Genomic DNA, 23,791 nt, shown 5'->3' with positions numbered 1-23,791 from the left:
AACAAATCTGTTAACCCTATCATATACTTAGTTTCTCCAATATATCAAAAATATTCGACGTCATTCCCTCGTATTCGAGTTTTAATAATCTCTTTTACAGATTTTCAACCCTAATCTATGGTATAATTAAACTATCGCTAATGCGGAATAAAACTAGAAAAGAGGCATACACATGAGTTTTCAACGACAACCTAAGGAAGTTTCCCCCTTTGTGGCAGCTAGGAAAATTGATGAGAAGATCTCTTTCACTCGTAATGATCACGAAGTTCAAGGTACTATTTTTAAAATTCTAGAGCAATCAGTAATTGTCGAAATCTCTACTGAAGATGCCAAAAAGATTAATGTACCTTCTAATCTTACAGTAGTATCTCATAAAAACTACACGATAGTATAATTGTGAATTTCCTCGAGAAAAACTTGTCCATATTTTTCTCGTTTGTTTTCACCGATTCCGTGAATTTCTAATAACTGTTCTTCGGTTTGCGGGCGCTCTGCACACATATGCTGCAGAGTCTTATCAGAAAAAATAACAAATGGTGGTACACCAGCTTCGTCCGCAATTTTTTTCCGAAGTATTCTTAGTCTTTCGAACAATGGATCACTCTTCGCAATTTGTTTCGTCACCGTTACACCTTTACGTTCCACTCTTTTATTCCCCAACAATACTTCTTTTCCGGCATCAGATACATAAATGGTTGGCAAACTACCGTGCTTCACTGAAAGAAACCCTTCTGCAATCATAAACTCCATTAGTCCAGAAACTTCCTTTAATGATTTACCCTTTAATATTCCATAAGTTGATAACTTCGTAAAACCAAAATCGATTACTTTTTTGTTCTCAGAACCAGTCAATACTTGAGCAGTCATCGTCTTCCCAAATCTTTGCCCCATTCTAACCACACATGAAAGAACCATTTGAACCTCTTTTGTTACATCTTGTACTTCTCTTGAATCTGTGCAATTTCCACATCTGCCACATTTAGGAGCATCTGACTCTCCAAAATAAGTAACTATAAATTGTTGCAAACAGTTTTCTGTGTGACAGTAATCCACCATTCCCTGCAGTTTTTCTAGTTCCTGAGGAATTCGATCACGGTCCATTGCTTGATCTATTAAGAATCGTTGCGTTTGAACATCTTGTGATGCATACAAAACTACACATTCACTTGGTAAGCCATCTCGCCCTGCTCTTCCAGCTTCCTGATAATAGCTTTCCATATTCTTTGGCAACTGATAATGAATTACGTAGCGTACATTGGATTTATCAATACCCATACCAAATGCATTGGTTGCAACCATTACTTGCGCTTCATCTGTTAAGAAACGTTCTTGTTCACTGTTTCGAAAACTCTCTGGCAGCCCGGCATGATACTTTGCCGTCTCAATTCCCGCCTTATTTAATAGATCATATAACAAATCCACTGTTTTTCTAGTTGCAGCATAGATAATGCCTACTTCGCTGGCATTTTTTTTAATAAATTCTTTCAAAAACTTATTTTTATCCTGTCCAAGTACGACCGAAAAAGCTAAATTTGATCGTGCAAATCCCGTAATAACTGTATTATCTTCTTGAATTTGTAACAATCGGCAAATATCATCTCGTACGGCTGGCGTTGCGGTAGCTGTTAGGGCAAGTACTGTTGGCTGCTCTGTAAATACTTCCTTTAATCGATGAATAGCCCGGTAACTTGGACGGAAATCATGACCCCATTGAGAAATACAATGTGCTTCATCCACTGCTATTAAAGGAACTTTAACTTTTTTTAATTGGTTTAAAAAGTTGGGAGATTCTAAACGCTCTGGAGCTATATAAAGTAACCGATATTGGCCATTTTGTACTTCCTCCATTGTTTGTCTCACTTCTTCTGCAGTTAATGTACTGTTTATGAAGGTTGCAGGGATCCCAGCCTGAATTAAAGTATCCACCTGGTCTTTCATAAGGGAGATTAGAGGAGAGATGACAATCGTAGTGCCTTCTAGCATAAGTGCGGGGATTTGGTAACATAGAGACTTCCCTCCCCCTGTAGGCATTACACAAAGGCTAGAGTTCTCATCTAGTACATAGTTAATAACTGTTTCTTGTCCCTCACGAAAGGAATCATATCCAAAGTAAGTTTGTAATAATTGCCGCGCTTTATCTAACACTTAGGTCACTCCAATCATTTTTGAGAAAGTAAAGCCTCTATTTTTTCTTATTAGTTTTATTTACTATGTTATTAGTTGGTTTTGGATCCACTTTATCTACGTCTGTTCCTAGCAGGAAATAACCAATTACGGAAGATAAAACAGCTGCTCCTACAATAATAAGTATTTTGTTTATAATGGTTACTTCCGAATATTCTTCTTGGTTTAAAATAATAGTTGCGAGCACCGCCACAACAATCATAATTGGTGGGATTAATTTTGACTTTTTCATTGCAAACTTCCTTCCTCTGCGCATGTATAGTATATTGTACCATAAGACTATCAAGGGTTTTTACCAAGACGTATGAGATAATATATAAAAAACATATAAGGATGAATAAAATGACACAAAATGAATTCGATATTAAAGTAACTGAAACACTTGCTCAAGAATTACAAAAAGGTGTTCCGATATTGATGAAAGACGGTTTCCTGGAACCAGAGTCTCTTGAAGAAGGATCTATACTAAAAATTCAAAATGCTGCTGGCCAGTTTATCGGAAAAGGCTATGTTGGAAAACAAAACAAAGGACTTGGCTGGATACTAACAAAAAATGAAAACGAGAAAATTGATCAGTCATTTTTCCAAAAAAAAATAGCTACGGCGATTAAACACCGTGACGACTATTATCATAATACCGATACAACAGCCTTTCGTGTATTTAATGGGGAAGGAGACGGTATCGGTGGTTTAATCATTGACTATTTTGATGGATACTATTTAGTCAGCTGGTATAGCGAGGGAATTTATTCCTTTAAAGAAATCATTTTAGAAGCCCTAGAAGCTTCCACTCCCTATAAAGGTATTTATGAAAAGAAACGTTTTGATACGAAAGGACAGTATGTGGAAGACGATGATTTTGTTAAAGGTGAACGCGGAGAGTTCCCTCTTCTTGTAAAAGAAAATGGGCAAAACTTTGCTATTTACTTAAATGATGGGGCAATGGTTGGAGTGTTTTTAGATCAACGTGATGTTCGTAAAACAATTCGAGATAATTATTCAAAAGGGAAAACGGTATTAAACACCTTTTCGTATACTGGAGCTTTCTCTGTATTTGCTGCAGCTGGTGGTGCTACGAAGACAACAAGTGTAGATCTTGCTAAAAGAAGCTTAAGTAAGACGACGGAACAATTTGAAGTAAATGGAATCGATGTAGCACAACAAGATATTATTGTGATGGATGTATTTGATTACTTCAAGTATGCGAAACGTAAAGAATTATCCTTTGATATGGTTATTCTCGATCCACCTAGTTTTGCTCGTTCTAAAAAGTATACGTTTAGTTCTGCCAAGGATTATACTAAACTGCTTATAGATGCCATTAATATTACAGAAAAAAATGGTGTCATTGTCGCTTCTACTAATAATGCCACGTTTGGGATGAAGAAGTTCAAAACATTTGTAGAGAAAGCTTTTAAAGAAAGCAACCGAAAATATACAGTTGAGGAAGAGTTCTCTCTTCCAACCGATTTTAGAACCTCTCCACTTTTTAAAGAAGGTAATTACTTAAAAGTTCTATTTATACGAGCAAAGTAAGGTAGAACATCGGAAAGAAAAGCGTTAAGTGTTCTTTATTTCCTATCGAGTACTGTGAACAGAAATTTCACCATGAATTTTAGAGAGGTTGGTCGTGACGAACGTCACAACCAACCTCTCTTTTTTAGTAATCTAATGGCGTTGATACGCTTTAAATTATACTTTTCACTACTTTGGACATGGTGGATCCATCTGTTTTTCCTGTAAGTATTGGTTTAGCGATTTTCATGGCATCTCCCATGTTCATTCCTTTTACGACTCCAGCTTCCGTTAAAAGTGTTACTATTTCTTCTTCACTTAATTGGGTAGGCAAGAAGCTTGCTAGTAATTTTAGTTTTGCATTTTCTTTTTCTATTAAATCTTCACGATTAGCTGCTTTTGCACCATCTAATGCTTGGTTTGTTTGTTTTACTTCTCTATTTACAATAGCAATTTCTTCTTCGGGCGAAAGGGCAGAACCTTTTTCTTTTTCTGCACTATCTAACGCAGACTTGAGAATAGTTAATACTCCCTTTGCTAGCACATCTTTTTCTTTCATCGCGCGTTTTATTTGGTCGAATACAATTGTTTTCAGCATTCTTTTATTCCTCCCTTTATCTTTTGATATATAACTTAAACCTCTCAAAAAGAACTCTACTTTTATGGAAGAAAAGCTCCAAATAACCGAAGTAAACTTCAGAATATTAGAGCCTTTTAATAACGTTATATTAGACTAAGAACCAACTCTCGAAGCTACTTATTAAGCTTCGTCTGGTGTGAATGATCTGGATGCTAGCTCAGAATCCAACATAAACATAGCATTGGAATCATTTTCAATGCGTTTAATTTTATTAATCAGTGTATCAAATGAAGCCTCTTCCTCCACTTGCTCATCAATGAACCATTTTAAGAATGCCATCGTTGCATGTTCACGCTCATCTAATGCAATATCAGAAAGATGATAAATACGACGCGTCACTTCTTTTTCATGTTTTAAGGAAGTCTCAAAAACATCTAAAGTCGAAGTAAATTCATTACCCGGTTTGTCAAAACCATCAATTGTAGCTCGGTATCCCAAATCACTTAAAAAGTTATAAAATTTCATGGCATGGAAACGTTCTTCTTCTGCCTGAACTAAAAAGAAATTAGCAAATCCATCGTATGCTTCAGCCGTACAATATGCAGCTGCTGCAAGGTATGTATGTGCAGAATAAAACTCAAAGTTCATTTGATCGTTTAATGCTTCATGTAATTTTTTTGATAACATAGTAAAACTCCTCTCATAGTAGAAATATTTCATTTCATCTTTTAGTATACAGCTTTATACATTTTAAATACGACCTTACACCTCTGCTTGTACTTCCTCAACAGTTTGCTCTACTTCCGATCGAGTCATTTTTTCTTTCCCGCTCTTCAGTGCTTTTAGTGTTTTGTGTGCAAGTGCAAGAGGTAGTTTGCAGAATAACAATATACTTTTACTGTCGATACTCTTGATATACTCATCAGCTTGAGCTAAATTACTTTCCGCATACTCGAACATATCCGCTCTTGTCCAACCTTCTGGGAAGAATTGTACACCTCGTTCGCTATCTTCATCTTTGTTTCGCAATATATTCACTGCTTGGAGTCCTCGTCCATATGCAATTGCTAAATCACGGTCTGTGTCAATGTCTGCGCTCCACTTCCATAAATCCGAAAGCATCACTCCCACAAGACCAGCTACGTAGTAGGTATACTCATCGAGGTCTTCTTTCGTCTTCACTTGCCAGTTCTTACCTACCCATTTAGCCATTCCTTCTGCCATCTCACTCGTTGAATCTTTTACTTTTTCTACTAAATCATCCGGGCAAATTTCTAGCCAGTCGCCAAGTCTTAACGATACAGGTGGAAGAATTTCCTGAAATGGTTCAACTAGCTGTTCATATAGCTTCTTATCAAACCCATTTTTAAGCATCTTGCTAGTAGCAAGTAACAGTTCTTGTTTCTCTTGTGCACCTAATGACTCATGATCTTCAATCTCATCTATCGCACGCATACATAAATAAGCAGAGGCAACCGCCTTTTTCAGTTTAGATTCTAAAAAAGTAATTGGAATATAAAAAGTTCTACTTGTTTTCTTTAGCATGTCCATCGCTTCTTTTTGTAACTTTGCTACATCATGCACGACTAGTCCTCCGTTTCAATGATTCACGTTAAATCCTATATACTCTATTGTATAGGATTTTTACTAAAAGATAAAATGACTCCCATTTTGATGATTACAATGCTAAAAGCCACAGTAGCTTTATTCAGCTGTTTCTTTAAAAACTGGCTTTTGTTTCTTCCAAAACAATGAAATTACAAAGCTAATCGCTAGTATGACCATTGCTAATACATATGGATAATCAATATGCACGTCAAACAGTATACCTGCAATACTTGGACCAATAATATTACCTATACTCGTAAACGTAGAGTTTAGTCCTCCAACAAAGCCTTGATCATTACCAGCAATTTTGGATAGATAAGTTGTCAGCGCTGGTCTCATTAAGTCGAACAGCAAGAAAATCACAAAAGTTACGAGCAATATAGACCAGTAGGCAGAAACCTTTATCATGGCAAAAATGAAAATCGTTGATACACCTATACAAATTTGAATCAACCGAATTTCTCCTATTTTCCCTACAATACGATCGAAAGTTAGCACTTGGAATATAATTCCTAGAACGCCACTTACCGTAATGATTAACGCAATATCCTTTGGTGTAAATCCGTATTTGTGATCTACAAAAAGCGAATACACTGTTTCAAATGCCGCTAAGCCAAAGCTAGATACTAAAATGATAATCATCGGTATCAAATAAATTGGTTCCAATACTTTACGAAAACGTGGTTTAACTGGTTCTCCTTCGCTTTCTATATGAGCTCTTTCAGGCTCCTTCAAAATAATAAGTGAAAATACTCCACCTAAAATTCCAAGACCTGCAGCAACAAAAAAGGGAAGTCTCGTTCCATGTTCCGCTAAGAATCCGCCGATTCCTGGCCCGATGATAAATCCAGCACTGATTGCTGCAGCCACATAGCCCATCGCTTTTGGTCTTTCCCTTAAGGTAGTAACATCGGCAACAAAAGCCGTTACAGCTGGCATGATGAATGCCGCACTAATTCCTCCCAATATTCTAGACATATACAATACCTTCACGTCTTGTCCAAGACCGAAGAGCATTTCCGATGCCCCAAATATGAACATACCAATGACAATCATCTTTTTACGACCAATCGAATCTACCCATCTACCTGCAATTGGAGAGACTAACAACTGTGCAAATGCAAAAGCCGCAACTAAATAGCCCATCGTAGAGCCTTCTAAGCTCATCTCACGCATTAATGTTGGCATCACTGGAATAATTAATCCTATACCTAAAAATACAATAAACAAATTTACTAAAACTAGATAAATTACTTTATTTAAACCACTTTTTTGCGAACCCATCTTTAAAACTCCTTATAATTCTTACTCAGCATATAAATAAAAATAAACCCTATAGTAACTATAGGGTCAAGTAGTTTGAATAGGTATTTTGAGTTCTACTAAAAATTCATCTTCCTTGGAAGCCGAATAATTTATCGGCATCCACACGTCATATACAATGGGATCTATTACTACTTGGTGTTTCTCTATATAGTCGATTAACTTTTGGTAGCATTCCACATATTCATTGTCTTCCAAAACAAATGAAATGCTAAGGTATTCTCCAGCAGGTAACACACTAATTTCCACATCTTCATATTTTTCTTCAAAATCCTTATCCGTTACGATATATGCAAAAAAATAATCATAGTTAATATCATTTAAGAATTCATATTTTTGGAAGGAAAACGCTCCACCATACAATGTATCAAATATGCTACCTTCGTCTTCTAACACTTTACTAATACGACCAAACTCCCTATTTGGAATATCATCGACCTTCATATTATAGGTTTTAATCTTCACTATTTTTTGTGCCGGTAAGTTCTTTTTGCTAACCGTCATCATATTTGGTTCCAGCACGAAAGATTGTATTTGCTCTTTTTTGCGCTGTAATACCCGCTTCGTATTATGGAGCCTTTGAAATTGTTCCTCAATTCTTTTCTCTTGGTTTTCTAAATATATAACTAGTTCTTCAGGCTTTAACTTTAAAACTGATTTAACCTCTTCTAGCGATAATCCAAGGTACTTTAATGATTTAATAATGTCTAAATAATATAATTGCGTATTTTGATAATACCTATAATTATTGCTCGTATTTATCTCGAAAGGTTTAAACAAATTAATCTGATCATAGTATCGTAAAGTTTGAACCGATATATTGCTTAGCTTTGCTACTTCCCCTATCGTTAAGTAATGAACTTTCAAAATCATTTCCTCCGTTTATTAAGCTCTAATAAAAGCTATCCTATTTAATCTAGGATAGCTTTCATTTATATACTATTCAATTCCTTGAATCGTTACCTCTTTTACTGGCAAGAAAAGTTCTCCTGTATTTAAGAAAGTTACTTGTACTTTATCTCCTTCTTGCATATAAACGGCAAGGGGAGCTACTTCGGAAGATACGATATAACTTTGTTTGTCATCTAATAGGAACGATACTTGCGTAAAGTCGCCTACACGTTCTTTAAATACACGTACAACCGTACCAGTTATCGATTTCTCTTCTGCATCGGAGCTACCATCTACCGAACTTCCACCACGTTGAATAGCTGTTTTATATAGTTTTAGCGCTTCATTTGGCGTATTTCCGTAAACAGATATCTCAGGATTTGCTGCTGATACTATAAAGTAATTTTGCAAAAACCCATTAGAGTCTAACACTGGTGTTAACCAACTAGCTTCTCCGTAAAAGTTGTACAATACGGGCATCTCGCCAGACCATTTTTTCTCAATGAATTTCTTTTCGATAATTTGTAATGCCCCTTGAGAATCCATATATGAGTCTTCTAGATTTCCTGTATAAAACGTAGCCTCGCCTGTTCTACCATCGGTTAATGAGTAACCAAGCATCGAGTCTACTCCCTCTTTTGGACTGGTAAAGTCTGTGAAGTAATACATTTGTCCGTCTTCTCCGAAGATTGGACTAACATTTGCTTCTGTTCCTTCATCTGATGGTAATCTCACATCTTTTTTACCAAATAGACTATTGATAAATCCATGTATATAGTTACCAAAATAACTATTTTGTAGACTCACCGTTTCAGGTGATACAGCGCCGTCTATAAATGCCGGGACATCTGCAATTTTATAGGAATCCGTCTGTCCTGTAGCAGGATCTACCGCAACGATACCTTTTACCTCAAATCCATTTCGTGCTGAGATGAAGCTACCGTAAGATCTGATGTAATATGGTTTTCCTTCCTCGTCAATTTCTAACTGAGGTGCACCGTAGAAAATTTTAGTTGGATGTTTCATACGCATATGTCTTTCCAAATTTTTATGGAAGTAAGAAGACGGTGTATAGCTCATTTCTGCTTCTACAAATTTTGGATTATCCGATGAATCTGTTGCACTCATTGTAAAATAACCCGGTGTTACGTCTCCATTCCACCATTTGAATAGTCCAGAAAATTCTACTGGAGCAATATATACGTACTCATCTTTTACCTTTTGAATTTGTAAATTACCTAATTCATAATAGCTTGTATTTGGTACTTGACCAAAAGCTTTTTTCATTTTATTGCGTGCAAATTTTGGTGGTACACTAGCAGGTGTCTTCGTTTCATCAAATGCTTCAATTTCCACCTCTTGTTTCATTTCTGCTACTTTAAATTTTTCATCAGCATTCCAAAAAGGCGCCGTCAGCATGAAAATTGCGATTACTAAGCTTCCTAAAAACAGAATACCTTTTGCTTTTTGCTCTTTTCCTTTAGCTAACAACATTCCTGCTAATGTTGTAATAACTAGTAACGGCCATAACGCTGTCCAATTACGATCTAAGTTCGTTACATAATATATAATCGCTAGTACGATAAAAGTTAATATAGACAGACCAATAATGGAAGTTACCATATCTTTTCTTTTAGCTGTTAACGGAACAACTAATAATGCGGTAATTATAGCTGCAACTGCCGAAATAATAAATACACTGGTCATTTTCTCAATCCCTCTCTTTTTTGTTCATAGTTATTTTACGGACGAGATGGGAAATGGTTTCAAAAAAGACGCAAGAGTATAGCAACCAACTTGCACTACCTCGCTAAGTATTTGCTATAACTGGACAATTTATTTCCTTTTCTTTAACACCCTTTTTCAACGATATAAGTACTAATGACAAAGAAACCATTAATATCCCACTTAGCACGATAAAACAATAAACGATGAGGTCTGAGGACACCATTTCAGTAAATAGTGCTAATAAGAGAATTCTGATTAAAAGACCTAATGTACGAAACAAACTATCTACTCTCCCTATTATATTGTTGGGAATATGGTCCATTAAGAAAGAGTTTCTAGCAACCCTTGTGCTACTATTTCCTATTGCCAAAAATAACATAAGCGATAGGTATACTGGTAAATCCACGAAGACTATTAAGGATATGGCTATCGTATATACCAATATCCCAAAAATGATCGTCTTTTCATTTCCAAACTTACTGGATAATGTCGGTACGAAAACACCAGCAATTACTGCTCCTATTGCGTAGATCATTCCTTCAATTCCATAAACACTCGCATCTGCCTCAAGTACATCCACTAAATAGACAGGAAATAAGTAATTTGTAAGCATCACTCCGATAAAAGGCATGAAAGAAAACAATAAAAATATAAATACAGCAGGACGAGCCAACATATACCTAATTCCTTCACTTACCTGTGATTTAACAACCTCCGTTTTTATAGTTGGTAATCTCACATACGGTAACTTCAAATAAAAGAAAATAGCAGCACCATAAGATACCGTGTTTAGTAACAGAATATAATGCAGTTCCCATTTCATCAACAAGATACTAGCTAAACCACCCGCAATCATACTAGATAGTTGTCCTTGGACTTCCATCGTTCCATTTAAAGATTTATAATGATCCTTCGTAAATATCTCTTGATTTAGAGCAAACATCGTCGGATAAAAAATAGTGTAATACAAACTACCAATCATATAGATAATCGTATAATGCCAAATTTCATATGGTAAGCCCATAAAGCCTAGCAGAGAAAATATAAACAGTAGAACAAAACATACGATTTCACTAAAAATTAGTAATTTCTTTCGAGATACTTTATCCACTAGATTCCCTATAAATGGTGTGAGGATAAAACTCAATATCGTCATACCAATTGTTATAAATCCAAAAACCTTATTACCATCATCACTTGATACAAGCATCCATGGTATCGCAATCATCGTTATTCCTGAACCAATAGAAGAAGCAATATTAGCTGATATAATGAGTCGAAAGCGGGAGTCTTTATATAAGTTTTTCATTTTGAACCACCCCTTAACTTATTCTTATTATTTCACTATAATTGAAAATTCTGCTATTTGGTTCAGTCATTGGTCTTGAGTCTTTCTCATACATTTGACGGAAGCAACTGATAGATTGTAAATAGCTTTTCGTGAATTGATCATATTGTATACAGAAAAAACCACTCAGTGAGATTAATCACTAAGTGGTTTGGATTTAAATATATGTCCCTTTTTCTTCATAGTTTACATACCATTTGTTTTCTTTTTGAAAAATAGCTGTACCAATCCAACCATCCGCAATAACCTGCTGCTGTTTCTCAATCGCATCCATAGGAATTTCTAATAACCTTTCTCCACTGGCACGATTCACATGAATTTTTTTATAAAATACGTATCGCAGCATGCCTCCGTATTTCTTTTTTAAGGCGCCTATTACCATTCCTTGGCTAAGTTTGTCTTTTAAGCTAGGAATATTAAATGGTGCAACTGTTGCACAGACATGTGTATAAGTTGAAGCGTCTAGGATTTCCATAATGATAACGCCAAGTTTCTTTTGCATACCAAATCCTCGATAGTCTGGGTGAACATTCGTAATTTCCTGATAAACGACCTTCCCCAGTTTCTCCGAGGACAGACCAATATCAATACCTAGATGATCATCATCCATTGGTGGTAACGCCAAAGCTCTAAATGCAATTAACTTATTGTCTACAAATGCTCCAATCATTAAGTTATGTGCTATGGAGTACTCATATTCTTCTTTTGTTAGTGGAGAGAGGAAATTATCATTTTCCATCGTTTGTAAAACGATATGCTGTAAACGCAAAATACTATCCATATGATCGGGCTTTAACTTACGAACAATATATTCTTTCTCTCCAAGTTTACCTTTCCATTCCTTCATGCGAACACTTCCTCTTACATTGTTACTTTTGTGGAGAACTCAGTTAACTCCTTTAGTATTTCTTCATCTATATCAATTCCTAGTCCAGGGCGTTCATTTAACTGTATAAATGGAACATCATAGTGTAAGTTCCCAACATCCTTAGAGAATTTTAAAGGACCAGTTAGTTCTACACTAGTAAATACTTTTTTAGAAAATGCAACGTGGAATCCTGCTGAAGATCCAATAGAAGATTCAACCATGGAACCGATTTGGCAATCGATACCTGCCATTTCCGCCATATGAGCTAATTTCATCGCTGGGTAAATCCCACCGCACTTCATCAGTTTAATATTCACTTTATGCGCAGCCTGTTTTTCGATTAGCTCACGCATATCACGAAGGTTTCGTAAGCCTTCGTCCATCATCAGAGGAGTACTCGTTTTAGCCTTCACTTCTACCATTCCATTGAAGTCATCCGCTACTACCGGTTGCTCTAACCAATCTAGTCCTTCCTTTTCTAACTTTTGCATTGCCATAATGGTAGTAGCACTATTTTTCCAACCCTGATTTACATCTACACGAATGGCAACCTCTTCTCCAACTTTAGCCCGTACTGCCTGAATACGTTTTACATCAACCTGTACGTCTGTCCCGACCTTCATTTTAAAAGAGGAATACCCTTCTTTTATCCTTCTCTCAGCTTCTTCTGCCATATCATCTGGTTTTCCAATACTTAAAACATGTGTGACAGGAAACTTTTCGTGGTAACGCCCCCCTAGTAATTGGTAAACAGGAACACCAAGTTTTTTTCCTACTAAATCGTAGCAAGCAATGTCTATCGCTGCTTTTGCTGCAGGAGCCAGATAAACGGCCTTGTCCATTTTTTCATGTAAACGTTCAAACTCCATAGGATTTTCTCCAATAATAGCTGGTGCTAATGTAGATTTCAGTAATGCATATGTACTTTCCCAAGTTTCCCCTGTCACATGCTCATCTGCAACTGCTTCTCCGTATCCTACTAATCCTGTATCTGTCGTTAGCTTAACAATAATAGATGGCATATCATCGTAGGTATGATAACTTATTATAAATGGATCTATTAAAGGTAATCTAATTGCGTAAATATCTATTTCTTTTATTTTCATTATAAATTCCTACTTTCTTTACATCATGAATGTAATTCGATATAGTTGTCGTTAAATAGTCGTTAAAAACCTAAAAAAGAGGTGACCCAATGATTACACGCATTGCTGTACTAGGATCGGCCAATTTCATCAAACGTTTAAGAAGTTTTGAACATGAACTTCCATCCATTAGAATGGATTATTATACATATAATATACCTTCTGATGCAAAGGATATAGTATCAATTATAAAACCTTGTGATGCCGTATTTTTTTCAGGATCATTTCCATTTTACTGCGCGCAAGAGTCTGTTTTAAAACTACCAATTCCATCTTTTTATTTGAAACAAGATGAAAGCGTTATCACTACTACTCTACTATCACTTAGCTTTACTCATCCAACTGCCATACATAAATTATCAATTGATATAATCGATCCAGCAAGTGCAATGAGTGTTTTAGAGGATATTGGGCAGTTCAATGAAACACCCTTTTTGATGAAAATTGATACCTCCTTTGACTTAGAGGAAATAGTAGCATTCCACACAAACTTGCAGATAAATGGATCCTCCTTATTAGCCATAACTAGTATTCACGCAGTTTATCAAAGATTAAGGGACAACGGTTTGTCTGTCGTTCGAATGATTGATCCAAAAAGCTCTATCATTAAGGGATTAGAGGATACAAAATCACTTGCCCTTCTATTCAAAAGTCAGTCAGCCAAAATAGCCATTGGTTATATTCAAACAAGTAAAAGTCAGGCCATTTCAGAAGACAAAGTAAAACAGATTGCAGCAGCCATTCAAGCTAACACCGTAAAAGAAGCAGACAATTTATATAGCTTATTTTCAACTCAAGGTAATGTGGAAGAAGCTTTAAACAATAATTCCATGATTAATTCCTGGTTGAGTTCATCTTCTTCACCCATTAAAATCGCTTTCGGCTATGGAAAAACAGTTATAGAAGCTACTCAAAATGCAAAGGACGCCCTATCTTATACTACTGATAATACAGCTTACTTATTAACGGATTCCAAGGAATTACTCGGACCGTTTCCGAACAGCAATAGACAGGTAGAACTGAAAAATAGTGATCCACTACTTGTGCAAATAGCGAAACAAACAACATTAAGCCCAGCAAACTTGTCCAAAGTAGTAAAATTTAGTCGTCTAAGAAAGTCCACCGAGTTTACTGCATATGATCTAGAAGTCTATTTACAAGTTAGTAGAAGAACCACTGAACGTATCTTAAAAAAACTTACAGACCATGGGTATGCACAGATCATAGGGGAAGAGATGACCTATCAACAAGGCCGACCACGCGCTATATACGAGCTAAACTTTCCAACCTACAGCTAGAAACTCGACATCTGCATCGCAATATCAATCAATATCTTGTAATAGAATTTCTATGAAAAACCAGGAAAAAGATTCCCGGTCCTTTAAGAACAAAATTATTATTTCCGAAGTGCTTTGGACAGACAGATTTATTTCTATATGATTACCAGGTTACTTTTCTTGAAGCTAATCATGACTATCATCATGACCGACATTTCTTTTCGGTAATTTTATAGCGTTTGCCTTCCATCAAAAAAGGGAGTTCTAATAAGAACTCCCTTTTTCTATTCAATGCTTGCACATTTTCGAATTATGCTTCTGCAGTTTCTTTACTCAATATCTCTAACTTCTCAGCCTCTGATATTTTTTGAATCGTAAAGCCAGTCATGGCATAGATAATAGAAATAATTGGTACGATAAAGTTTAAAACGGCAAATGCTGCATACTCCGCTACCCCAACACCTAATGTCGCTAAGATAAACACTCCACACGTATTCCAAGGAACAAAGACCGAAGTAAGTGTACCTCCATCTTCTAAAGCCCGTGATAGGTTTTTAGAATGTAATCCCATTTTTGTGTATGACTTCGAAAACATACGAGCTGGCACAACGATAGAAATGTATTGCTCTGAGCAAGTTGCATTCGTCGCGAAACATGCAACAATTGTAGATGCGATAAGCGATCCTGCTGATTTAGCAAATTTTAAGATTTGACTCATAATGGATTGAAGCATTCCTGAGTATTCCAGTATCCCACCGAAAGTCATCGCAACAATCGTCATGGAAACTGTATACATCATCGAATCTAAGCCACCACGGTTAAACAATTCGTCTACCATCGCATTCCCAGTATCGATTACATACCCACTCTGCAATGCTCCAACTGCATCTGCAACATTGCCGCCTTGGATAAGTATTTGAGATAAAAAGCCCAATAAAATCCCAACAAGCAATGCTGGTATAGCTGGTACTTTAAGCGCAACTAATACTATTACCGCAAGTGGAACTAGTAATAACCATGGCGAAATGACGAAGCTTTGATCTAACATAGATATTGTTTGGTTAATACCTTCTTGGTCGATATTACTAGATTTATATCTATTTCCAAGGAAAGCATATACACCAAGAGCTATTAAAATTCCTGGTATTGTCGTATAAAACATATGTTTAATATGTACAAAAAGATCTGTGCCCGTTAATCCCGCAGCAAGGTTTGTTGTATCAGATAATGGCGACATCTTGTCCCCAAAGTATGCTCCTGAAATTACAGCTCCAGCAATCATTCCAGCCGGAATTCCCATACTAAGACCAATTCCCATTCCTGCAACACCAATAGTTCCCATAGTAGACCATGAACTACCGATGGCTAGAGAAACAATGGCGCAAATTACACATATTGTCACTAAGAAGAAAGCAGGAGTAATAATTTTCAAACCATAAAAAATCATTGTAGCGACTACTCCTCCACCAATCCAAGCACCAATGATCAGTCCTACCAAAATAATAATAACTACTGCTGGTAATGCTAATTTAATACCTTTGTACATCATTTCCTCAATATCAGACCATTTATATCCATGCTTCCATGCAACAATTGCTGCAACTGTGGTTCCAACGATTAATGGAATATGGGGCCCCTGATCTAATTTAATAATTGTTATAATCATAGTCAGTATCATAATAACTAATGGTGTAAGAGCCCAAAGTAAAGACATCTCTTTTTTACTTACTACTTTCTTTTCTGGCAAAATATTTCCCCCTTACAACTTTGAGACAATTCTAAATTGACGTTTAATAGTCGTTAATAGAGTAATATTAAATCGAAACGAAACACTAGTCAATATTATTTTGCACTATTTGAAAGCGTTTTCTCTATTACTTTTGCACCTATTATTAATGCATCTTTGTTAAAGGTCATATTGGGGTGATGTAATCCTGGTGTCAAATCCGCACCAATACCAATCATTGCGGCTTTTACTTCTGGATGTCTAATAGTATAAAAGTGGAAATCATCGCTTCCTGAAGTAATTACTTCTTCTGCTAAATTTTCCATACCTATAACTTCCATTATCGCTTGTTTTGAAATTGCTGCGGCCTCCTTCGATACTTCAGCACCTGGTGTAATATCTTGAAATTCCCACTCGATCTTTATATCAAATAATTGTTGAATTGTATTCAAATCTTTATCTATCTGATCTTTTAGTTGAAACAAAACACTATTACTCGCTGCTCTCACATCGATAGAAAACGTAGCATTTCCCGGAATGATATTCGCATTTTCTCCGCCTGCTTGAATTTTTGTTAGCTTCGCAGAATATGATTCGAATGGGGAAAAGTAAATGTTTTTCAATGCTTGATGAATGGCCATTACTACATCAATGGCATTATTGCCTTGATGAGGTCTAGCGCCATGTGCATCTATTCCTTTTATCTTACCTTCTACAAATAATGCCGCACCATGGTGTATAGCTGGTGAAACTTTTCCAAAAGGAAGTTCCTCAATTGGTCGTAAATGCACACCAAATAGATGTGTTACATCCGTCAAGGCCCCACGGTCAATCATCGAATTTGCTCCATTACCTTTCTCTTCTGCCGGTTGAAAGATGAAGCGGATTCGTTTATTCAACTTTTTATCCTTTAGTAACAATAATGCTCCCAACACCATAGACATATTGGCATCATGTCCACAGGAATGATTGGCACGTAACTCTCCATCCACTTCTTGCCAGAGAGCATCAATATCAGCTCGAACCGCAATTACTTCTGACCCTTCCCCGATTTCCGCTAGCAATCCAGTTACATCATCAAATCTACGATAGGAAATACCCAAACTATCCAGAATTTCAGCAAGTTTATTCGTCGTTTCGTATTCCTTCCAGCTCACTTCTGGATATTGATGAAAGTGGTTAAACCACTGTAAAATTTGAGATTCTACTTGCACTTCAACTACACTCCTTTTCACCTTATAATTTATCCTATGATTTCACAAACTCGTCCTATTTGTCCATCTGTTAAGCGAACTTTTATGCCATGCGGATGAAAGGAAGAATTCGTCAATAAATCTTTTACGATCCCTTTCGTTTTCTCTCCTGATCGTTGATCTTTTTTTAATACGATATACACTTCTATGCCAGGTTTAACGTCTTTTCTATTCTGTCCATTCATTTGAATTCACCTCTTTTTTTATCGTACCACTTTCATGATCTAGTTTCAGTATTTTGAAAATTAAAGTGTGACATTGAAGGTGTAAATCCTAATCTAATTCTTTCCTTAACCAGTTATTTTAACGTAGCAATATAGAGGGTCATGACTGGTTGTCATGACCCTCTAATTTTATTTATATTTCTATGATTTAATAACTGTATCTGAAATCTCTTCCCTTATTGGAGATTTCATGAGCTAAGCGGATTGAGGACACCGCTAAATCTGCATATGTTATTTCTTTTTTGGGGTTAAAATGATTTTTTTCTGCCTTTACTAATCCAAGTGAGTTTGCCAAAATCACATAACCAATATTTGCCTCCGTAACTTTTTTGCCATCAGTAAATTCGTTTTTAAAAATATTTTTTTGTATAGCTGCTTGCTCAAGACCTAGTGCTCGAATATACCATACGGCTAGCTCTTCTTTAGTAACAGGATTATTTACATCAAAGGTCTTTTGATCTGTTTTTAAAATACCCGCTTCTACTGCACGCTCAACAGCTTGATAGGAAGCATGTTTGGAGTTAATGTTTGTAAAAGATTGCTTCATACTCTCTGACTCTCTAATGTTTGTCTCATAAATATACGTTAAAGAATTCATCATGATCTTGATTGCTTCCCCTTTAGACACAGCTGCATCCCCGTTAAAGGTTTTTGGATCATTCACCGTCAATACCTTTGCCTTAATTAAATAGTTCAGCTCTTCTGCTGCTGTTGCATGAGAAACCTCAGGTGTCACTTCAATATTGTATTGATTAATCCATTTCCCAGAATTGGCATCTAACACATTAAAGGCAGTTTCATTGAATAACGGAGAGTATATTAAATCATAATGACTATTTTCTTTCTTGTGATTTCCCTTCATATAACTCATTTTTAGACTTAATGCTTTACTCAACGTATTCTCCACTTCTTTTAAAGAAATAACTTTATCCAATGTCGGCCATTCTTCAATTTGTGGCCTGCTTACACTTAGATTTTCCAAAGAGCCGTCCTTATAAATACTTACACTAATTTGATCCCCACTAACCATTACCCCATTTACTATACGAGGGAAGTTTAAGTAGTAATTCCCCCTTGCGTCATCGACATAACTGTCCTCTAAAGGCATAGCATATTCATGAAGATAAGATGGCACTAATTCCTTTAAGTACTTGACCGCTTGAGCAATCGCCTCTTCTTTAGAAATAGGAGCAACTTCCTCCTTAGTACCGTTCAGTTCAATCATCATACTATTTTGTACATTATGATACTGAAGCAACTCCCCAGTTTTCTTATCAAATTCTAATGAGGATCCACTTCCTCCATTAGCGTAGTTATACATATATTGAATACTTATTACTTCTTGCCCATAACTATTTTTTACTTCTTCTACTGATTGAATACTCAACTTGACCTTGTCAGACTTTACTTGTAATAACTTTTCTGCTGCTTTCTTTGCCTCTTCCTTCGTCATTCCATTTTTCCTGACTGGCAATGCCGAGTTAGTAACCCTTTCATATTCCTTTTTAGTTGGTTGTTCCACTAAAAATTCTTTACCGTTAAACCATTCACCCGTAACAGCACTAACACTCAGAACATCAGGCACATAAACCAGCTTCACATCATTTTTCCCAGTTTCATAGTTGGTGTTAACTTGATATTGTAGCCTCGCGGTAAGATTTTCTTTAATTTTTTCGAATGCGTCCTTTTGATCTTTCACCTTTTTTACATCGTCAAAAGTAGGAGATTTAGTTATTGCTGAATTATAAAAATTGACAATGTCTCCGTTTCCAAGAACTGTTACAGTTATAAGTTGATCAGCAATCGCAACATCATCCTTCATACGATTGAAAGAAAAAGAATAACTAATAGGACTAGTTAATATTTGTTTTGAGTAATAAAAGTAATCATTATTTTCTTCATTTAATTTGTAATTCCCAGCTTTAAGAAACTTCTTAACGAAGTCAGTTGCCACTTTTTTAGCTTCTTCTTTAGAAACCTTGGCTGGAAACAAAGAGTCTGGAGTTCTAATCGGCTCATAGCTGAAGGATTCTACCTCTAAATCTTCTCCATAAAACGATATATTCCCATAAGTATCCTTCCCATTCTGCAACTTATTGAAAGACATCTGATAATTTGTTTCCTCCCTCTCCGGATAATCATATGAACTCATATGAAAATCACTTGCATTCACAAAGTCAAAAAACCCTGGAAAAGCAGAGCGAAACTTTTTAAGTAAGTCTTCCTTAGTAACAACCTTTTCTGTTGAATTCACCTGTGCTACCACATTTACTGGTTGTCCTCCTACAGTAACTGTACTCGCTGCACTAACAGCAGATGAAAACATCCCAATCGATAAAGCAGATGCAGTTAATATAATCCCTATCTTCTTCAATTTAAATAGTCCCCCTTTTTAGGTAATAATTATATTGTAAAGCAAATTTTGGTAATTATAAATAGAATATTTATATTTTTATAAAGATTCTTTCAATTAACTAATTCGACAGGAGTGCTAAATAACCTTTATCTGTAAAACAATTATTAGTTGGTAAAAATTTTGACAACAATAGGCTAATTCTTTTTAAAAACATACGAAACTCTTCTACAGTCTCTGTTTTTGGAAATTGACTTAGGTACATGCTATACTAATGAAGGATTTAAACGAAAAAGGAGTGTTTTAAATGACAAAAAAAGGTTATATCTTAATGGATTCTGGTGAAAAAATTGAATTTGATCTATTCCCAAATGAGGCACCAAACACAGTTGCAAACTTTGAAGAGTTAGCAAACAGCGAATTCTATAACGGAGTAGTATTCCACCGTGTAATTCCTGGTTTCGTAAGTCAAGGTGGAGACCCAACTGGTACAGGTATGGGCGGTAGCGGCAAAAACATTAAATGTGAAACAGCTGGAAACCCACACAAACACCAAGCAGGAAGCCTTTCAATGGCACATGCTGGTAAAGACACTGGTTCTAGCCAATTCTTTATCGTACACGCACCTCAACCACATTTAGATGGTGTTCATACTGTTTTCGGTCAAGTTACAAGTGGACTTGAAGTAGCAAAGGCTATGAAAAATGGCGCTAAAATGGAAAAAGTAGAAGTTTTCGACGCTGAATAAGAAAACTGAAAGACGCCGCTTTGCAGCGCAAAGCATACTCTTTCTTGAAACAAGCAAAAAGCAGCTCCCCAATAATTGGGGAGCTGCTTTTTCTTATAATAAAAATGATATGCCGAATATAAGTAGAAGAGGCATGAGTAAAACAATCCAACTTATAGGATGAGCAAAATTTAAAGTCCAACCTACACCAAATCGCTTTTCTACCATAATACTTGGATCGTTTTTGTTCATGTAAAACATCCCGCCCTTCCAATATCGGTCCTCGTCAACAGCTATCTTGTTTTCTATGGCTGGACTGTTTTCTTCTACTTTTAATCGAGATCCACTTTGTCCTACTTTAATTGCATAAATGCCAACAACTGCAAATGTTAGTATTAAGAAAGTTAGAGGGAGAGCCCACATGATAAGAGATGAGGATATCTCGGGATGAATCGTCTGCAAGTGAAAATATCCCATCATAAGCGTTATTCCAATAGTGATAAAGAGCGCTAACAAACTCGTATATTTTCGAAATGCTAGTTGCTGCACAAGTGAAGCTTTTTTATTGGCTGGATTAAGGCGAGCTCCCGAAAATTTCATACCTTCACTCATCATAAGGAACATACCTTGCATCACAAGTAAAATAAGTGGCAGTGCAACTACACTGAAATATGTTTTTTCGCTGAACGCGTCTGCTTCTCCTGTAGGTCCCCAGTGAGTAGGAATCATCTCTGGCATTTGGTCATATTTCATAAATGTATATATGATTAAACCTATAGTAACAAACATAGGAATGATAAAGAGTACACGGGGTATTAGTTTGAGCTTTTCCTGAAACTTTACATCTACTACTCTCACTTCACTTTTCCCTATTAACCACCCTTGTGTTTCTTTTAGTCTTTTCATTCGAAGATGCATCATAAAATAATAGCCAATGCTCACAAACAACGTTGTAAACTGAACTCCTATACTCACTAAAGCTAACGTTTCTTCTGCCGGATTTTGAGTTAAAGCCCACCAGAGATAGACCCCAAAAATAATCATTCCGAACGTTAGTACAACCGTCGTATACGTATTTTTTAATTTTATCACCACTGAATCTTTCGTATGACTATCTGGTATATACACGCCAAATGCTTCTGTTGGCTTTAGAAATTTCGGCATAAATGCTTGTAAAATAGTTATAAATAATAGGATGAATCCAAAGAGTGCAATAATCATTCTTTCCCCTCCTCAATATTCTGTACGAGCTTGCGTACCATCTCTACTAGTTCTTCTTCTGAGAGCTTTCGAACTAATCCCTCTGTAATAATTGGTCGTAGCTGAGCTTCAAGTTTTTGCTTTTCTTCCTCTGTTGCCTCCGGAATACCACTTGGTCGAATAATTACACCTGATTTTGCCACTATTTGTATAAACTCTTTTTCCTCTAGATAGTGATATGTCTTATTTACTGTATGCATATTCATCCCAAGATCACTCGCAAACGCTCTTACAGACGGTAGCGAGTCACCTGGCTTCAACTCGCCTCGTACTATGCCTTCCATAAGTTGGTGTGCCAGCTGCAAATAGATGGGGACATCAGAATTAGATTCTATTTCAATAAACATGAAGTCGCCCTCCCTTATTTTGTTCTATTTATAGCATAACACATTTGTTCTATATATAGTAGAGCAAACAACAATAAAAAAAATCCTACTTATACATCTAAGTAGGATTAATATTTAGTTCAAAAGATATTGTTTTCCTATTTCATAATAGATCTGCATTTCCTGAGAAGGAACCATTCCTCCGCCAGTTGCCCAAACTATATGAGTAGTTTTTTTCAAGGGTACTCCTTGTGTTGTTAAATGAATTGGTCCTGTCATGCCCGCAAGTGCAGACGGTTCTAATAGAATATTTTCTGTGTCAGCCAATAAAGCTAAAAGCTCATAAAGTGTTTTATCTTTAATCGTGAAGCTTCCACTTATGAGCTGCTCCAGCGTTTTTCCTACAAACCCTGATGGTCGACCTACAGCCAGTCCATCTGCAACTGTTTTGTTATCAAGGCCGATATCAGCTACTGAAATATTTTCATGTAATCCGGTCATTAAACCAAGTAGCATGCAAGGGGAGTTCGTAGGCTCTGCAAAAAAGCATTGCACATAGTCCCCGAATATTAGTTTTAGTCCAAACGCCACTCCTCCCGGCCCACCACCAACTCCACAAGGCAAATATACGAAAAGTGGATGTTCGGCGTCGACAATGATTTGCATTTGTTCTAGTTGAGTTTTCAACCTACTTGCTGCAACAGCATATCCGACAAATAAATCGATGGAATTTTCGTCATCGATAAAAAAGCACTTTGAATCTTTCTCCGCCTGTTTCCTACCTTCCATCACCGCAATACTATAGTCAAAGTCATACTCTACAACCGTTACACCTTTTGAACGAAGCATATCCTTTTTCCATTGTTTCGCATCACTAGACATATGCACAGTTACTCGAAATCCTAATTTGGCACTAATTATTCCTATGCTTAGTCCAAGATTTCCAGTAGAACCTACTGCAATCGAGTAATTTGAGAAAAACTTTCTAAATCTATTGGTTGAGAGAATAGCATAATCATCTGTTTCTTCCAATAAACCTTCTCGCATCGCAAGTTGCTCTGCAATTTTAAGCACCTCATAAATACCACCACGGGCCTTTATAGATCCTGAAATTGGTAAGGCATTATCACATTTTAACAGCAATTCTCCATCAAACTCTGTATGAAAGAATTTTTTTATGGAAGATTCCATTGTAGGAATTTTCACAAGTGGAGACTCAATAATCCCCTTTGCTTTTGCTGTTTCTGGAAAAGCAATACATAAATAAGATGCAAAGCGATCTAAACGATCGCTTGCATCTTGAATCATTTCAGCAGTAACAGAAACATTTTTTAATGCCTCTTCTGAATCTATTTTATTTGGATTAAACCATATTATTTCTTCTTTCCTTTGCATCTTGGAGATTAAGGGAAATTTCATTTCTAATTGCTGGTTATTCATCGTTGTAAACCCTTT

General features: G+C 36.2%; 22 protein-coding genes. 4 read left to right on the top strand and 18 right to left on the bottom strand.

Annotated elements, in window-relative coordinates; all coding sequences use genetic code 11:
• The first annotated feature begins 172 nt into the window (after nt 1–172).
• Nucleotides 173–394, top strand: a complete 222-nt coding sequence (locus MKX53_RS00805) for a DUF2187 family protein (protein WP_093536598.1) — start codon at nt 173–175, stop codon at nt 392–394.
• Here MKX53_RS00805 and recQ read toward each other — a convergent pair.
• Both recQ and MKX53_RS00795 read right to left on the bottom strand, forming a co-directional pair.
• Nucleotides 379–2,145 carry a DNA helicase RecQ gene (gene recQ / locus MKX53_RS00800; RefSeq protein ID WP_340908355.1) on the bottom strand — a complete coding sequence of 589 codons (1,767 nt, stop codon included), beginning with the start codon at nt 2,143–2,145 and terminating at the stop codon, nt 379–381. The genes MKX53_RS00805 and recQ overlap by 16 nt on opposite strands.
• A gap of 37 nt (nt 2,146–2,182) precedes the next feature.
• Nucleotides 2,183–2,416, bottom strand: a complete 234-nt coding sequence (locus MKX53_RS00795; protein ID WP_340908353.1) for a hypothetical protein — start codon at nt 2,414–2,416, stop codon at nt 2,183–2,185.
• Nucleotides 2,417–2,526: 110 nt separating this feature from the next.
• Here MKX53_RS00795 and MKX53_RS00790 point away from each other — a divergent pair, with 110 nt between their 5' ends.
• Entirely contained in the window at nt 2,527–3,720 is a 1,194-nt protein-coding gene (locus MKX53_RS00790) for a class I SAM-dependent rRNA methyltransferase (RefSeq protein WP_340908351.1), read from the top strand.
• Between the two features lie 151 nt (nt 3,721–3,871).
• On the opposite strand, the gene MKX53_RS00785 is transcribed toward MKX53_RS00790, so the two are convergent.
• From MKX53_RS00785 to MKX53_RS00745, 9 genes are all read right to left on the bottom strand, one after another.
• Entirely contained in the window at nt 3,872–4,297 is a 426-nt protein-coding gene (locus MKX53_RS00785; RefSeq protein ID WP_093536606.1) for a GatB/YqeY domain-containing protein, read from the bottom strand.
• Nucleotides 4,298–4,459: 162 nt separating this feature from the next.
• Nucleotides 4,460–4,966, bottom strand: a complete 507-nt coding sequence (locus MKX53_RS00780; protein ID WP_093536608.1) for a ferritin — start codon at nt 4,964–4,966, stop codon at nt 4,460–4,462.
• A 75-nt stretch (nt 4,967–5,041) separates the two neighbouring features.
• Nucleotides 5,042–5,863: a squalene/phytoene synthase family protein gene (locus MKX53_RS00775; RefSeq protein ID WP_093536610.1), complete on the bottom strand. Its 822-nt coding sequence runs from the start codon at nt 5,861–5,863 to the stop codon at nt 5,042–5,044.
• A gap of 120 nt (nt 5,864–5,983) precedes the next feature.
• Nucleotides 5,984–7,171: an MFS transporter gene (locus tag MKX53_RS00770; protein ID WP_340761128.1), complete on the bottom strand. Its 1,188-nt coding sequence runs from the start codon at nt 7,169–7,171 to the stop codon at nt 5,984–5,986.
• A 66-nt stretch (nt 7,172–7,237) separates the two neighbouring features.
• Nucleotides 7,238–8,077, bottom strand: coding sequence for a MerR family transcriptional regulator (locus MKX53_RS00765; RefSeq protein WP_175496229.1), 840 nt, complete (start codon nt 8,075–8,077; stop codon nt 7,238–7,240).
• 72 nt (nt 8,078–8,149) lie between these two features.
• Nucleotides 8,150–9,808 (bottom strand): hypothetical protein, encoded by a 1,659-nt coding sequence (locus MKX53_RS00760; protein WP_340767913.1) that lies wholly within the window; start codon nt 9,806–9,808, stop codon nt 8,150–8,152.
• 103 nt (nt 9,809–9,911) lie between these two features.
• Nucleotides 9,912–11,138, bottom strand: a complete 1,227-nt coding sequence (locus MKX53_RS00755; protein ID WP_340908349.1) for an MFS transporter — start codon at nt 11,136–11,138, stop codon at nt 9,912–9,914.
• Between the two features lie 196 nt (nt 11,139–11,334).
• Nucleotides 11,335–12,024 (bottom strand): GNAT family N-acetyltransferase, encoded by a 690-nt coding sequence (locus tag MKX53_RS00750; RefSeq protein WP_340908347.1) that lies wholly within the window; start codon nt 12,022–12,024, stop codon nt 11,335–11,337.
• Nucleotides 12,025–12,038: 14 nt separating this feature from the next.
• Nucleotides 12,039–13,151, bottom strand: a complete 1,113-nt coding sequence (locus MKX53_RS00745; RefSeq protein ID WP_340908345.1) for a mandelate racemase/muconate lactonizing enzyme family protein — start codon at nt 13,149–13,151, stop codon at nt 12,039–12,041.
• A gap of 89 nt (nt 13,152–13,240) precedes the next feature.
• On the opposite strand from MKX53_RS00745, the gene MKX53_RS00740 reads away from it, so the two are divergent.
• Nucleotides 13,241–14,488 carry a hypothetical protein gene (locus tag MKX53_RS00740; RefSeq protein WP_340908342.1) on the top strand — a complete coding sequence of 416 codons (1,248 nt, stop codon included), beginning with the start codon at nt 13,241–13,243 and terminating at the stop codon, nt 14,486–14,488.
• A 289-nt stretch (nt 14,489–14,777) separates the two neighbouring features.
• On the opposite strand, the gene nhaC is transcribed toward MKX53_RS00740, so the two are convergent.
• The 4 genes from nhaC to MKX53_RS00720 form a co-directional block, all read right to left on the bottom strand.
• Nucleotides 14,778–16,181, bottom strand: coding sequence for a Na+/H+ antiporter NhaC (gene nhaC, locus MKX53_RS00735; RefSeq protein ID WP_340913193.1), 1,404 nt, complete (start codon nt 16,179–16,181; stop codon nt 14,778–14,780).
• Nucleotides 16,182–16,309: 128 nt separating this feature from the next.
• Nucleotides 16,310–17,407: an amidohydrolase gene (locus MKX53_RS00730; protein WP_093536626.1), complete on the bottom strand. Its 1,098-nt coding sequence runs from the start codon at nt 17,405–17,407 to the stop codon at nt 16,310–16,312.
• 29 nt (nt 17,408–17,436) lie between these two features.
• A complete protein-coding gene (locus MKX53_RS00725) occupies nt 17,437–17,631 on the bottom strand; it encodes a YwbE family protein (protein WP_093536628.1) in 195 nt (64 codons plus the stop codon).
• Nucleotides 17,632–17,818: 187 nt separating this feature from the next.
• Complete coding sequence (locus MKX53_RS00720; protein ID WP_340908341.1) at nt 17,819–20,044, bottom strand: S-layer homology domain-containing protein; 2,226 nt, start codon at nt 20,042–20,044, stop codon at nt 17,819–17,821.
• Between the two features lie 286 nt (nt 20,045–20,330).
• Here MKX53_RS00720 and MKX53_RS00715 point away from each other — a divergent pair, with 286 nt between their 5' ends.
• Complete coding sequence (locus MKX53_RS00715) at nt 20,331–20,771, top strand: peptidylprolyl isomerase (protein WP_093536632.1); 441 nt, start codon at nt 20,331–20,333, stop codon at nt 20,769–20,771.
• Nucleotides 20,772–20,864: 93 nt separating this feature from the next.
• Here MKX53_RS00715 and MKX53_RS00710 read toward each other — a convergent pair whose 3' ends face one another.
• From MKX53_RS00710 to MKX53_RS00700, 3 genes are all read right to left on the bottom strand, one after another.
• Entirely contained in the window at nt 20,865–21,971 is a 1,107-nt protein-coding gene (locus MKX53_RS00710) for a DUF1648 domain-containing protein (RefSeq protein ID WP_340908338.1), read from the bottom strand.
• Entirely contained in the window at nt 21,968–22,357 is a 390-nt protein-coding gene (locus MKX53_RS00705) for a GntR family transcriptional regulator (protein WP_340908337.1), read from the bottom strand. The genes MKX53_RS00710 and MKX53_RS00705 overlap by 4 nt, the downstream gene beginning before the upstream one ends.
• Before the next feature lie 114 nt (nt 22,358–22,471).
• On the bottom strand, nt 22,472–23,776 hold the full coding sequence (locus MKX53_RS00700; protein WP_340908334.1) for a D-serine ammonia-lyase: 1,305 nt from the start codon (nt 23,774–23,776) through the stop codon (nt 22,472–22,474).
• Between the last annotated feature and the right edge of the window lie 15 nt (nt 23,777–23,791).

The sequence above is a fragment of the Psychrobacillus sp. FSL K6-4615 genome (assembly GCF_038008225.1).
Taxonomy (GTDB): domain Bacteria; phylum Bacillota; class Bacilli; order Bacillales_A; family Planococcaceae; genus Psychrobacillus; species Psychrobacillus psychrotolerans.
Note: the sequence above shows the minus strand (reverse complement) of the source record. Positions and strands in the feature narration are given on the sequence as shown.